The 12,606-nt window shown below is 66.0% G+C and carries 11 protein-coding genes and 1 riboswitch; of the genes, 6 read left to right on the top strand and 5 right to left on the bottom strand.

Features of this window, described 5'->3' with window-relative positions:
• Nucleotides 1–240 (bottom strand): hypothetical protein, encoded by a 240-nt coding sequence (locus tag CHB73_RS14435; RefSeq protein ID WP_089275313.1) that lies wholly within the window; start codon nucleotides 238–240, stop codon nucleotides 1–3.
• A 1,573-nt stretch (nucleotides 241–1,813) separates the two neighbouring features.
• On the opposite strand from CHB73_RS14435, the gene CHB73_RS14430 reads away from it, so the two are divergent.
• From CHB73_RS14430 to CHB73_RS14405, 6 genes are all read left to right on the top strand, one after another.
• Nucleotides 1,814–2,473, top strand: coding sequence for a tlde1 domain-containing protein (locus CHB73_RS14430; protein ID WP_089275312.1), 660 nt, complete (start codon nucleotides 1,814–1,816; stop codon nucleotides 2,471–2,473).
• Nucleotides 2,474–2,555: 82 nt separating this feature from the next.
• A complete protein-coding gene (locus tag CHB73_RS14425; RefSeq protein ID WP_179217070.1) occupies nucleotides 2,556–3,158 on the top strand; it encodes a hypothetical protein in 603 nt (200 codons plus the stop codon).
• Nucleotides 3,159–3,319: 161 nt separating this feature from the next.
• A riboswitch (Fluoride riboswitch) is annotated at nucleotides 3,320–3,384 on the top strand.
• Nucleotides 3,385–3,435: 51 nt separating this feature from the next.
• Nucleotides 3,436–4,983 carry a MutS-related protein gene (locus tag CHB73_RS14420; protein WP_089275310.1) on the top strand — a complete coding sequence of 516 codons (1,548 nt, stop codon included), beginning with the start codon at nucleotides 3,436–3,438 and terminating at the stop codon, nucleotides 4,981–4,983.
• Nucleotides 4,958–6,568, top strand: a complete 1,611-nt coding sequence (locus CHB73_RS14415; protein ID WP_089275309.1) for a MutS-related protein — start codon at nucleotides 4,958–4,960, stop codon at nucleotides 6,566–6,568. Before CHB73_RS14420 ends, CHB73_RS14415 begins: the two co-directional genes overlap by 26 nt.
• A complete protein-coding gene (locus tag CHB73_RS14410; RefSeq protein WP_089275308.1) occupies nucleotides 6,555–7,394 on the top strand; it encodes a hypothetical protein in 840 nt (279 codons plus the stop codon). Before CHB73_RS14415 ends, CHB73_RS14410 begins: the two co-directional genes overlap by 14 nt.
• Nucleotides 7,391–9,055 (top strand): dynamin family protein, encoded by a 1,665-nt coding sequence (locus CHB73_RS14405; RefSeq protein WP_089275307.1) that lies wholly within the window; start codon nucleotides 7,391–7,393, stop codon nucleotides 9,053–9,055. Before CHB73_RS14410 ends, CHB73_RS14405 begins: the two co-directional genes overlap by 4 nt.
• Before the next feature lie 15 nt (nucleotides 9,056–9,070).
• Here the strand turns inward: CHB73_RS14405 and CHB73_RS14400 are convergent, their stop codons facing one another.
• The 4 genes from CHB73_RS14400 to eno form a co-directional block, all read right to left on the bottom strand.
• Nucleotides 9,071–9,541, bottom strand: a complete 471-nt coding sequence (locus CHB73_RS14400) for an HAD family hydrolase (protein WP_089275306.1) — start codon at nucleotides 9,539–9,541, stop codon at nucleotides 9,071–9,073.
• Between the two features lie 112 nt (nucleotides 9,542–9,653).
• Nucleotides 9,654–10,070, bottom strand: coding sequence for a universal stress protein (locus CHB73_RS14395; protein ID WP_089275305.1), 417 nt, complete (start codon nucleotides 10,068–10,070; stop codon nucleotides 9,654–9,656).
• Entirely contained in the window at nucleotides 10,067–11,278 is a 1,212-nt protein-coding gene (locus tag CHB73_RS14390) for a cation:proton antiporter (RefSeq protein ID WP_089275304.1), read from the bottom strand. The genes CHB73_RS14395 and CHB73_RS14390 overlap by 4 nt, the downstream gene beginning before the upstream one ends.
• A 42-nt stretch (nucleotides 11,279–11,320) precedes the next feature.
• Nucleotides 11,321–12,586 (bottom strand): phosphopyruvate hydratase, encoded by a 1,266-nt coding sequence (eno, locus tag CHB73_RS14385; protein ID WP_089275303.1) that lies wholly within the window; start codon nucleotides 12,584–12,586, stop codon nucleotides 11,321–11,323.
• Nucleotides 12,587–12,606: the final 20 nt, after the last annotated feature.

Below are 12,606 nucleotides of genomic sequence, written 5' to 3'. Positions count from 1 at the left end.
CTACGCGCTCACATCCGACTGGGAAGCCTGCTTCGCTTCGGCCTTCTCGGCGGCAGAAAGCTCCTTTTCCGCCGAGACCAGCTGCGCGTTCAGCCATTCCGTGAACTCGGGCTGCAAACTGAAGTCCCAACCCTTAAGGCGGCAGGCGTTCTTCACCTTCTGGTAACGGTCATGCGCCTGGCCGGTAATCTTGATGTTGACCTGCTTTCCCAACTTGCTGTTCTTCTTGACGATGCTCATGGCTATTTCCTTGTTGATGTTGCGGGCGCGGCCCGATTCACAACAAGGCTACGACCTCCGGGAGAATTTCTGCAAGGATCCCGAGGAGGGTATTTGCGCTTCAGATCATCTTTTTTGTGACGGCGCGCGGCTAGAGCATTCATCTCAACTGAACATGCCGTCGGGACAGGAGAAGCTGGATTCATATTTGAGGTGGATTTGTCTCGAGCTTTTCGCGCTTTTGCCCCTTGCGGAGCACCTGCCTTGAAGTGGTATGCTTTCCGTACACCCGCTCCCTGATCAGCCGACCGCCAAATCGGCACGGCCGTCGCGTCGCAATCCGCGGCAGCGAGAAAGGGCGCTCAAACCCTGACAGGAGGAAACAAAGAAAGGAGAGGTCGAGTCTCTCGGAGAGAAGCTGCTGCCACGCCGCGCCACGGCCGACAGCATGCAGGATGAGTCTCGATCAGCAGTTCAGCCAGGACAATTTCAACTGCCTGATGACCGAGGGCAATGACCGGCCAGCCAGCCGGTATCCGACGCCTAGCCAGCCGGATGTCTCATGTTGCCCGCCCTGGAAAGCCGTGTGCTACGGAAACGGGCCTGCACGGTTTGGGGACCAGGAGTACAAGCTACTTGGGCGGAAGCCTAAGGTGTGAAGTGCGCTTGAGTCCATTCTACCTGGACGGTGGTGCGACTGGATACTTTGAATGCCGCAAGCCCAGGAGACCTGGGCCACGGGACGATGCCTGCGCCTTTTGGGTATGGATCGTGACGTGAAAGGGACATGACGGCCGCGCGTGGCGAAACTGGTTGGCTACCAGAGATAAGCGCGAGGCGGTTAGAGCAGTCATGTTGAAGGGCGAAAGCCCGACCCCATTCGCTATGGTGACGAGAGAAACCCCCGACATAAAACCCGCGAGATAGCTTCGGAGTAACACTCTGCTGCGACACCTCGAGAGTTGAAAGATGCATAAGTCAGGAGCTACGCCCTGGCGGTGAATGCGCGGGCACAGGGGGCACCTACGGCGGATATCGGCATGTGCGGTAAGAGCGCACGATGGCGTACTGCCCGACCAGCTTGCTGGCCGGGAAAGTGCCGTTTCAAGGGAATCGGTGATGTAACCTGTCCGTACCTATACGGGCAGGACACAGAGCTTCCATAGTAATCTCCCGAAAGGGCAACGCTTGTCAGACCTCATGCGAACAGCATGGGGCGGATGCTGGTTGGCTACCGGCACGTAAGCGAATGACAAATGCGGCGAGGAAATGCGCCGGGACGAAGGGAAGCAGGGAGGTCAAGGCAGTGGATCTGGCTGAGCTGAACGTTGAATGAAAAGGGGGCCTTACGGCCCCCTTTGTCGCGCACAGAGGCGGAAAACACGATCCGCGGCCTTATGTAGGAAACTCAAAACAGAATCAAAACAGGTTGTTGCCGACAAGTCGGTCACTTGTTTGTTTTGATGTGGCCGGGGAGCTCCGCGCACCCCTGTCAAGAGGGAATTTTTGTCCTTTTAGCGGCTAAAATAGGTGCTTTTTGTCGGGCGCATAAAAGCCGTGCTATATTCCGTTGAAAGACCTTGGGAGGTCAGATATGGAAACAAGAAGCACGGACAATCGAATTTGGACCTGGGTGAGCGACGACGGCAAACACGCCGCCGCAGGCATGAGCCTGGGGCCGGTGGGCATGAAGCCTGGTGGGGGCGGCGAGGAGCAGCCCTACAACGGACTCGGCCAATATCTCGGGAAAGCGGGTCCGGACGGCATCTCGGGCGGCAGCGAAGTGCGTGGCAAGGCCACGCCGCCGCCAAAGCCGAAGTATCCTCCCCCGCCGCCAGCGCCCAGAGAGCCGCACCTGGTCTACAGCATCGAGAGCCACACCCTGCGCAATCCTGAAGGCGGGGTCATGACGGACGATGCTTACAGCGGCAAAGGCCAGCACAGGAACAAGGCCGCCAGCCAGGACATCGAGAACTTCGGCCCCATCCCGGAAGGCAACTGGCGCGTGCAGGAAATCACGGACCCGAAGTACTGTAAGGAGCACCATCTCACTCCCCCGGTCTTCCGCTTGGTGCCCGACGAGGAGACCGAGAAACGCGTGGGCAAGGACGGCATGGGGCGTAAGCCGAAAACGTTCCTCGTTCATGGCGACAGGCCAGATCGCAACGCCTCCCAGGGCTGCATCATCCTGAATAAACCGGCCAGAGAACGGCTCAGGAACTATGAGGGGGAATGGATTCGTGTCACGAAGTAATTGCGCTTTGGCGCTGATGGCCCTCTGCCTCTGCCTTGCACTACCTGGAAACGTCCTGGCCAAGCGGTACAGCTCGCGTATTTTGGTTGGCGAGGAGGTCTACGGATACATCGAGCCGCGGCATGAAAAGCCGCCGTATTCCGCAGTGCTCGACGACGCCCACTACGCCTTGGTGGGCCTGGGCGAAAATCAGGACAAGCGTTTCGAACTGGACCTGAAGTCGGCTCAAGACGTGTTGGCGTTTTTCGGCCCGTCCCCGCGAACGGACTTTGGCGAAAACGATAGCAAGCTCTACTGCTATCTCTCCTCCCGTCCCGGTGACAAGACGGCCGTGGTGTTCACCGTATACCCCGACAGCCTGTCCGTTGTTGATGTGCATGCCGACAGGTCGGCCATCATCCAGGCGAAGAAGCGCTGCCGGGAGACGCCCATGGTGAGCACCGCCGTGCGCACGCCCGGAGGCTTGCGCCTGGGCATGACCCGCGAGCAGGCCCTGACCATGTTTGGCGCCCCGCACAAGGCTGTGGGTCGTCGGCATATCGAATACTCGTCCATGCGGCCGGGGCGGCCGGGCGAGTTCGTCGGCAACTCGCTCTGCACCGATACCTGGCGCAACGTGGAGATCTACTTCGGCGAGGACGACCGCGTGAACGGCTTCGCCATCCTGGTCAACGGCTGTGACTGAAGATCGGAACAGAGCGTCCGCAGCATGGGCGTCAATTTCGCCGTATCCTGCTGCAACCATCTGAATCAAAACAATTTTGAGTTTCCTACATAAGGGCGCGATCCGTGAGCGCGCGGTCCCGACCCCCCCAGGATTGACTCCCGCCGGACATAGGCTATACTCTCCAACAAGGCGAAGGAGTTCGCCTCTAACCGCTTCCGCTGAAGCTGATGACTCCTGTCCAGGCAATGGGCGGGAGTTTTTTGTTTTTGCACTTCCCAAAGAAGCGGTGACGGCCATGATCAGCATCCTGTATCCGAATGTCCAGGCAGTGCCCCTGGAAGAGCCCCGCGAGTCGGAGAGCTTCCACGACCTCGGCCTCGACGCCCTGGAGGTCGCGCTGGTCAAAGGCAGGGCGCGGTACCGCCTGCACGAATACTTCCGCCGCAGCCTGGGCGACATCGAAACCATCCGGTTCCGTCAGGACGTGATGCGGGACATGGAGCGCGAGGCCGTATCCTCGGCGTTCCGGACGTTCTCGGAGCGCTTCAACGCCGTGCGCTTGGCGCTGGAGCGCATCGGAAAGATGGCCAACGCGCTGCAGAAGGATCGCCTGTTCCTCGACGCCGTGGCGGACTATTGCGGGGGCGTGCTGGAACTGGCCGAGCGTCTCGCCCGCGCCGGCTGCGCCTCGGCCGGAATGGCGCGGCTGACCGCCTACCTGAACGGGTACGCCGCCTCCGAAGCCTTCGTCGCCATGCACGACGATGCGCGCAGGATCCGCATGGCGCTGGAACGCATCCGGTACTGCGTCCAGACCGGCCACTACATCGTCGTGCGCAACGCCGCCGGCCAGCCAGACCTCACGCGCGAGGTCGAGGCGACCTTCGCCATCTTCAGGCCCTTCGGGCCGCAGCACAAGTACGAGTTCACGTTCAGCGACTTCGTGGAAGTGAACCACATCGAGGCGAGCATCCTGGCCCTCGTGGCGGCGAACAACCCGCGGGAGTTCCGGGACGCGGCCGAGTTCCGCGCCGGGCACGAGGAGTTCCTGGACGCCGGCATTGCGAACGTCGAACGGGAGGCGCAGTTCTGTCTCGCCTATGGCGACCTCGTCGCCGGCGTGCCCGGCGAGGACACCCCTTTCTGCTATCCCGTCATGACCGCCTCCCCGGACGGCTCGCGCTGCCTCCAGACCTTCGACCTCGCGCTCGCCCGCAAGCTCAAGGCCGAGGGCGGCACGCCCGTGTGCAACGACTTCCTGCTGCAAGGCGGCGAGCGCATGCTGGTGGTCACCGGCCCGAACCAGGGCGGCAAGACGACCTACGCGCGCACCGTGGGCCAGATCCACCACCTCGCGAGCCTGGGAATGCCCGTCCCCGGCCGTGAAGCCAGGCTTTGTGTCTTTGACCGCATCTTCACCCACTTCGAGCGCGAGGAGAACCTCGACACCCTGCACGGCAAGCTGCAGGACGACCTCGTCCGGGTCCACGCCATCCTGAAGGCCGCGACGCCCGGCAGCCTCGTCATCATCAACGAGATATTCGCCTCCACCACATTCCGCGACGCGCTCACGTTGAGCGGGCGCATCGCCGCAACGCTGCTGAATCTCGACGTGCGTTGCGTCTGGGTGACCTTCATCGAGGAGCTGGCGGAGCTGGGTGAGAAAGCGGTGAGCATGGTCAGCACAGTGGAGCCCGACAATCCTGCGCAGCGGACGTACCGGATCGTGCGCCGTCGCCCGGACGGCCTGGCCTACGCCGTGTCCATCGCGGAGAAGTACGGCCTGACATACACGCGCATCAAGGAGCGCCTGGGACATGGACGCGCACCTGCTCTTTCCTGACCGGCCCTTCGACCTCCAGGCCGAGTTGCCCTGGCAGGCCGACGCGCTGGTCAGCGACCTCCAGCTGGACATCCTGTTCGCCGCCATGGCGCAGGGCGACGAGCACATCCTGGCCGTGGCCAAGCGGGTGGTCCTGGCTGGCGTGGGCGCGACGCCGGACATCGTGCTGTACCGGCAGGGCGTGCTCGCGGACTGCCTGCGTCAGCCGGAACTTGCGCGGGAACTCCTCGCCTTGGCGGCGGAAGGGGTGGCGCAGTCCATGAAGCGGTACTGGGGCTACCTGCCGGGCTCGACGCGGCTCACCCTCTGGAGCGCGCTGGAGCACATGACGGAGTTCCTCGGCCTGCTGAAGAAGCTGCGGCTCTTCTCCACGGCGCATGGCGCGAAGTTCTCCGCGCCGGGGTGGCGGGCGTTCTTCCAGCGGGTGGACGCGGAGCTCGACGACATCTTCTTCGCGGCGGCGGCGGAACACCTGCGGCAGCTCAAGTTCCCTCACGGAGCATTGTTGAGCGCCGGCCTCGGCCCTGGCAACAAGGGGCGCGACTACGTCCTGCACAGGGCGCCGGGGGGGAACCGCAAGACGTGGCTGCACCGGCTGCTCGCCTGGCTTGTCTCGTTGTTCCAGGACATTCAGCCCCTGCCGAGCAGCTTCACCATCCACCCGCGCGACGAGGCCGGGCATCAGGCCATTGAGGAGATCCAGAGCCGTGCTGTCAGCCAGGCCGCCAAGGTTCTCGCGCAGGCCAGGGACAACATTTGCAGCTTCTATGTCTCGCTGCACGACGAGCTGGCGTTCCACGTCGGCTGCCTGAACCTGTGCGAGCGGCTCGCCGCCTTGGGTTGCCCCTGGCGCCTGGGCGCGCCGCTCGCGGTCGGCGGACGCGAGTTGTCCTTCCAGGGGCTTTACGATGTCTGCCTCGCGCTGCGCATGGGTCGGCCGGCCGTCGGCAACGACGTGAATGCCGGCGGCAAGGCGCTGGTGGTGGTGACCGGCGCGAACCAGGGGGGCAAGTCGACCTTCCTGCGCAGCATCGGTCTGGCGCAGCTGATGCTCCAGTGCGGCATGCCCGTTGCGGCCGAGTCCTTCGCCGCGAGCCTGTGCGACGGCGTGTTCACGCATTTCCGGCGCGAGGAGGACGCCAGCCTCGTCAGCGGCAAGCTGGACGAGGAGTTCTCACGCATGAGCGGGATCGTCGACCACATCGCCCGGCATCCCCTGATCCTGCTCAACGAGTCCTTCGCCGCCACCAACGAGCGGGAGGGGGCGGAGATCGGCAGGCAGATCATCACGGCGCTGGTGGTCGGCGGCGCGCGGGTGGTCTGCGTCACCCACCTGTTCGAGCTGGCGGACTGGTTCCACGCCCGCAACTCGGATCATTTTCTGTTCCTGCGGGCGGAACGGATGGCGGACGGGAGCAGGACCTTCCGCCTGCGTGATGGCGGGCCGTTGCGCACGAGCTTTGGCGAGGATCTGTACCGGCAGGTCTTCGGCGCGACGGGCGCGACGCCGGAGCAGACCGCCCCGGCCGGGGCCGTAACCAGCAGCGAGGCGGCAGATGGCGAGGCGACGAATGGCGGCGTCTGAACCGACACGCGCGCGGCATGGCTGCTCCGATGCCGAGGTGGCGGAGTTGGTGCGCGACCTGGACTCCTTGGCCGATGGCCCGCGCGCGGCTGAACTGCTGGCGGCCTGCGGCGAGCGCGCTGTGGCCCCGCTGCGCACCTTTCTCATGCAGGGCCGGCCCAGCGGCGTGTTCCAGCCCCGGCAGCGGGCCGTGGAGACCCTGGCCGCACTTGGCGCGAAGGACGTACTGATGGAGTACCTCACCGGCGAGATGGCCATTCCTGACCCCGTGGACGCCTACGGCGAGGAGGCGGTGGTGAACACTGCGGCGCGGCTGCTGGCGCGCTGGCGCGACGACAAGGTCTATCGAGTTCTTCTGGCGCTCCTGCGCCGCAAGGCCACGCCCGGAGCGATCGACGCGGTGGGGGAGTTCCGGCGCGTCGAGGCCATCCCCGTGTTCATCGCCGCCCTGGGCGACAGCATCTCCCGGACCTTTGCCGAGGAGGCCCTGCGCAAGGCCGGGGCCATCGCCCTGCCGGCCCTGCTGGAAGCCGCCCTGCGCCCCTGGCCGTCTGCCCGGGAGGAGACGCCAACCAGCCGCATCCGCAGGCGCGGCGTGCTGCGGCTGCTTGCGGAGCTGGGTCCGCCCCCGGGCGCGTGGGAGCAGTTCGCGCCGCTGCTACGCTCCAGCGACCTGGAGATCGCCGCGCGTGCAAGCCGCCTCTGGCTGGACAGCAAGGACGAGGGATTGCGCCGGGCCGCTGTGCGCAGGCTGGCCAGCCTCTTTCCCAAGGCCTCCTGCTTCCTCCAGTTCGAAATGGCGGATTGGCTGCGAGCGCGGCCATGAACCTGCGGGAATACGAGCGAGCCAAGTTCGAGCTGGCGGCCATCCTGCGGACGGCGCTGCCCTTTGCGCAGGCTGGGCCAGATGGGGAGGAGGCTTCGTTCCGCGAACTCTTCGCCCGCTTGGCCGAGGACCGCTTCAATCTGGCCGTGGTCGGCCGCTTCAACCGCGGCAAGACCTCGCTGATGAACGCCATGCTCGGCACGACGCGCCTGCCGGTTGGCGTGGTGCCGCTGACCTCGGTCATCACCACTATGGCCTACGGCAGCGGCGAGCAGGTTGTCATCGATTACGGCCGCGGTCGGCTGCCGCTGCGCATCAATATCGAGGAACTCCCGGCCTACGTCACGCAGTGCGGCAACCCGGAGAACGCGCGCGGCGTGCGGGAGGCCCGGGTGCAGCTTCCCTCGGAGCCGCTCCGCCTGGGCTTCCGGCTCATCGACACGCCCGGCCTGGGCTCGTCCGTGGTTGCGAACACGCGCACCACCGAAGCCTTCCTGCCGGAGGCGGACGCCCTGCTGCTGGTGACCAGCTTCGAGAGCCCGCTTTCCGAGGAGGAGCTGCGGCTGCTGCGGGCCGGCCCCTTGACGCCGGGCCGGGCGTTCCTCGCGGTGAACAAGCACGACACGGTGTCCGCTGCGGAGCGGGCGGAAATCCTCGCACACATCCGCGACCAGTTGGCCGGCGCGGAGGTTTTGCCGACGCCGCAGATATTCTCCGTCTCGGCCCGGCAGGCCCTGGAGGCCACGGCGCGGTCCGACGCGGCGGGGTGGGAGGCCAGCGGCCTGCCGGCACTCCTGGCGAATCTGGAGCGGTTCATGCTTGAGGAGCGGCGGACGGCCTTTCTCGACCGCATGTGCGCGCGTATCGAGTCCCTGCTCGCCGCGACGCCGCAGGCGGCGCCTGAACTCCGGCGGCTGCGGGAGCTGCGCCGGAGCCTCTTCACGGCCTCGACGGGGGACGCGCCCGCCGCCATGTCCGCCGTTGGCTCCGCTGCGGCCCTTGCCCCGGAACGGCCGGGCTGGTTCGCGGCGTGCGCGGTCTGCCAAAGGGTGGAACGGGAGGTTTTCGACTTCCTTTGCGGGTTCCAGAACGCCATCGCGTCAAACCCGGACGCGCGCGCCGACCTGGCCGCGCGTGGCGGCCTGTGCGACTTCCATACCTGGGTGTACCAGGCCATGGCCAGCCCGCAGGGGACATGTCTCGCCTATCCCGAGGTGCTGGAGCGCCTCGCGGCGGGGTTGCGTACGGCCGCCACCCTGCCGGAGGAGGGCGCTCCCCTCTCCGAGGCCGTCGAGAGGCTCCGCCCGCGGGAGGACGCCTGCGAGGTCTGCCGCGTCCAGGCCTTGGCGGAGCGGGCCGCCGTGGAGGAGCTTCTGGCCATGATTAAGACGGACGACCGCTTCGTCCCGGATGTCTGCATGCCCCACTTCCAGCTTGTGCTCCGCCGTTTAGAAGACCACCACGAGGCCGCCCACCGTCTGCTGCTCGGCCAAGCCGGGAGCCTGGACCGGCTCGCGGCGGACATGCGGCGCTACGCGCTCAAGGTCGACGGCGTGCGCAGCGCGCTGGTCAGCCAAGAGGAGGATCGCGCGCACATGCGGGGCCTGATGCTGCTCGCCGGTCATCCCAGCGTCACCGGGCCTGGCCGGCGACGCCGTTGATGCGACCTCCTCGCCTCACGAGCGCAGGGTCGCCGTGAGCCGCAGCGGATGGGTGAACAGCCCCAGAGCGGACAGGATGTCCGTGACCACGATGTCCGCCGCCGACAGGGTCTCCACCGCCGCGCCCTCGCCGCCCAGGACGGCGATCCCCAGCCGGCCCGCCGCGAGCATCAGCCTGTCGTTCCGGCCGTTGCCGACGCAGGCCGTCACGGCGTTGCCCAGCGTGTGGACATAGGCCGACTTGGCCTTGTCCTGCGTCTCCGGGGGCAGGATCGAAAGCCGGCACGGAACGCCCTTAAGCTGCGCCGCGGCAAGGCCGAAGGTGTCCGCGGTCAGGACATGCACCGTGACCAGCCGGGCCAGCTCCTCCAGCGCTTCGGCCACGCCGGGCAGCAGTTCGCCGTCCACGGCGAGGGTGCCGTTGTAGTCGAAGACCACATGCTCGATTTCCAGCTCCCCGTATCCCGGTATCCGTAGCGTGAACATGGAGTGCCTCCTGGTGACTGGCGCCGGACCGGCGCCCTCGCGTGCCGCACGGCGCGGCCGACCTGGGAGCGTGGCGCTCCCCTTTCGCCTTCAGCCAATCCGCCGTTTGTGTTCAGCGGACCACGGACACGGTGCAGTTGGCGTAGTTGATCACCCGCCGGCACACGGAGCCGAGCATCCACTTCTCCACGAGTGTGTTGCCCCGGTGCCCCATTACGATCATCTGCACCCCTTCCTCCTCGGCCAGGAGGATGATTTGCTCCGCCGGGTGGCCTACCTTGAGCTCAAAGCGCGGGGTGATGCCGCCCGCCGCTGCTCGGGCCGCCAGCCGGGTGAAGTGCTTCTTGTAGAACTCCTCCGCGTGGTCCAGCACGGCCGATATCTCCACGCTCACCGGAGGCTCGGGCAGGGTGGCGACGGAGCAGACGATGAGTTCCGCCGCGAACTTCGCGGCGAGACCCAGGCCGAAATCGAACGCCTTTTCGGACTGGGGCGAGGCGTCGTAGGCGACAATCAGCTTTTTGATCATGGGGTGTCTCCTTGCGCGGTGAGGGGTTGCTGCGGGGGAATGACGATGGTCCTGCCAGCCCCGGCCCGGAGCAGGTGGCGCGGCAGGAAAAACTTGTTGGCGATGAGGGTGGGCACCACGGCGCTGGCGATGACCGTCGCGACCAGATAGGAGTACTGGGCGTCGTCGATGATGCCCTTGTTCAAACCGAAGAGCGCCGCGATGCTGCCGAATGTCAGGCCGGTGGACATGAGCATGGTCGAGTACATGCCTTCCTGCCTGGAGTTCTGAAAGAACCGGGTGATGGGATATACGGAGGTCAGCTTTGTCGCCACCTTGACGAGTAGCAGCGCCACGAAAATCATGGGCGCTGCGGCCAGGGCGGAAACCGAGACGAGTGAGCCGGCCCGGATGAAGTAAAACGGCGTGAGCAGGCCGAAGGTCAGGGTGCGCAGCCGACGGATGAGCGCGTGGTCCTTGCCCACGGTTCCGGCCAGGACCATGCCGATGAGGTAGGCCGGAAGCACCGCCTCGCTCTCGGCCCAGGCGGCAAGGCCCCCGAGGCCGAAGAGCAGCAGGAGCAGGTACTTGGCCTCAAGTTCGGATGGCCGCCCGCCATACCTTGCGAAGAACCGGACCGTGACCCACGGCAGCACGAGGAACACCGCCGTGCCCACCCCGGCGAAGGCCAGCGTGCGCAGGGTGAAGGGGGCGAAGATCAGGCCCAGGGCCACCACAGTGCCCAGGTCCGTGACGAAGCACGCGGCCAAAAGCGTCTTGCCGAATTCGGTCTTGTTCAGGCCGAACTCCAGCATGACCGCGTAGACCACTGCCACCGAGGTCGTGGACAGGGCCACGCCGGTCAGCCAGCTCGCCGTGGCGCTCCAGCCGAGAAGCCAGTGGGCCGCCGCCGCGCAGCCGAAGAACGGCGCGAGGAAGCTCAGGAGCCCCACGGCCGTGGCCTCCTTCCATTTCTGCCGGAAGATGGCCGGGTCGAGTTCCGCGCCCGCCAGGAAGGTCAGGAGGATGGCCCCGGTGCCGGAGAGGAACCTGATCCAGGAATCCCCCACGCCAAGCGAGGAGCCGAGCACGGCCCCCAGCACCATCTGCGCCACGGTGCCCACGACGATCTCCGAGAGCGCCGTGGCGACGCGGAACCAGATGGACAGCAGGGTCGCCAGCAGGGCGAGCCCGATCCAGATCGTGGCCAGAAACCAGGTTTCGGTCATGGCGTGCTCCTAATCTTGAGGTGCGTGTCCGTGGCGGCGGCGCTACCGTCCGAACTTGGCCGCGCCGCCAAGCTCCCGCTCGATCTCCAGGAACCGGTTGTACTTGCACAGACGTTCGCTGCGGCACACCGAGCCGGACTTGATCTGGCCGCCGTCCATGGCCACGGCGAAGTCAGCCAGGAAGGAGTCCTCGGTCTCGCCCGAGCGGTGGGACATGAGAGTGGTCCAGCCAGCCTTTCGGCAGAGCTGCACGGTCTCCATGGTCTCGGTGACGGTGCCGATCTGGTTCAGCTTGATGAGCACGGAGTTGCTGGCCTTCTCGCGGATGCCGCGCGCGACGAAGCTCGCGTTGGTGACGTAGATGTCGTCGCCCATGATCTGGATGCGCTCGCCGAGCTCCCTGGTCAGGGCCGCGAAGCCGCTCCAGTCGTTTTCGTCCAGGCCGTCCTCCAGCAGGATGATGGGATACGTGTCCGCCCAGGCCTTCCACAGCGCCACCATCTCCGCGCTGGTCTTCACCCCCTGGCCGGACTTCCTGAGGTTGTATGCGCCGTTCTCGGCAAAGGACGAGGCCGCCGGGTCGATGGCCAGGGCCACGTCCTTGCCCGGCGTGTAGCCGGCCGTCTGGATGGCCTCCAGAATGACCTCGCAGGCCTCCTCGTTGCTGCGCAGATTGGGCGCGAAGCCGCCCTCGTCGCCCACGGAGGTGGCGAGGCCTATCTTCTTCAGGATGCCCTTGAGCGCGTGGAAGGTCTCCGATCCATAGCGCAGGGCCTCGGCGAAGCAGGGAGCGCCGATGGGCGCGATCATGAACTCCTGGAAGTCCACGCTGTTGTCCGCGTGCTTGCCGCCGTTCAGGACATTCATCATGGGGACCGGGACACGCACAGCGCCGGAGCCGCCCAGGTAGGCGTAGAGCGGCAAGCCGCTGGCCTGGGCTGCGGCGCGGGCCACGGCCATGGACACGCCCAGGATGGCGTTGGCTCCGAGCTTGGCCTTGGTCGGCGTGCCGTCCAGCTCGATCATGAGCCGATCGATCTCTGCCTGCTTGGCGCTGTCCATGCCGAGCAGCACGGGAGCGATGCTGTTGCGGACGTTGGCCACGGCCTTTTGCACGCCCTTGCCGCCGTAGCGCTTGGGGTCGCCGTCGCGCAGCTCCACGGCCTCGTTCTCTCCGGTGGAGGCCCCGGAGGGCACGGACGCCGCCACCCGCACGCCGCCCTCCAGCTCCACGAACACGCGCACCGTGGGGTTGCCGCGCGAATCCAGAATCTCCATGGCGTCGATGCTCCTGATACTTCTGTTCATGCTCCGCTCCTTGAGTTGAT

Origin of the sequence: Humidesulfovibrio mexicanus, assembly GCF_900188225.1 — a bacterium.
Lineage (GTDB): Bacteria > Desulfobacterota > Desulfovibrionia > Desulfovibrionales > Desulfovibrionaceae > Humidesulfovibrio > Humidesulfovibrio mexicanus.
This window is presented reverse-complemented; position numbering and strand designations above follow the sequence as displayed.

Excerpts from the sequence above, each read along its gene's own strand:
- CHB73_RS14435 (WP_089275313.1), bottom strand. The coding sequence starts at position 240 with ATGAGCATCGTCAAGAAGAACAGCAAGTTGGGAAAGCAGGTCAACATC.
- CHB73_RS14430 (WP_089275312.1), top strand. The coding sequence starts at position 1,814 with ATGGAAACAAGAAGCACGGACAATCGAATTTGGACCTGGGTGAGCGAC.
- CHB73_RS14420 (WP_089275310.1), top strand. The coding sequence starts at position 3,436 with ATGATCAGCATCCTGTATCCGAATGTCCAGGCAGTGCCCCTGGAAGAG.
- CHB73_RS14415 (WP_089275309.1), top strand. The coding sequence starts at position 4,958 with ATGGACGCGCACCTGCTCTTTCCTGACCGGCCCTTCGACCTCCAGGCC.
- CHB73_RS14410 (WP_089275308.1), top strand. The coding sequence starts at position 6,555 with ATGGCGGCGTCTGAACCGACACGCGCGCGGCATGGCTGCTCCGATGCC.
- CHB73_RS14405 (WP_089275307.1), top strand. The coding sequence starts at position 7,391 with ATGAACCTGCGGGAATACGAGCGAGCCAAGTTCGAGCTGGCGGCCATC.
- CHB73_RS14400 (WP_089275306.1), bottom strand. The coding sequence starts at position 9,541 with ATGTTCACGCTACGGATACCGGGATACGGGGAGCTGGAAATCGAGCAT.
- CHB73_RS14395 (WP_089275305.1), bottom strand. The coding sequence starts at position 10,070 with ATGATCAAAAAGCTGATTGTCGCCTACGACGCCTCGCCCCAGTCCGAA.
- CHB73_RS14390 (WP_089275304.1), bottom strand. The coding sequence starts at position 11,278 with ATGACCGAAACCTGGTTTCTGGCCACGATCTGGATCGGGCTCGCCCTG.
- eno (WP_089275303.1), bottom strand. The coding sequence starts at position 12,586 with ATGAACAGAAGTATCAGGAGCATCGACGCCATGGAGATTCTGGATTCG.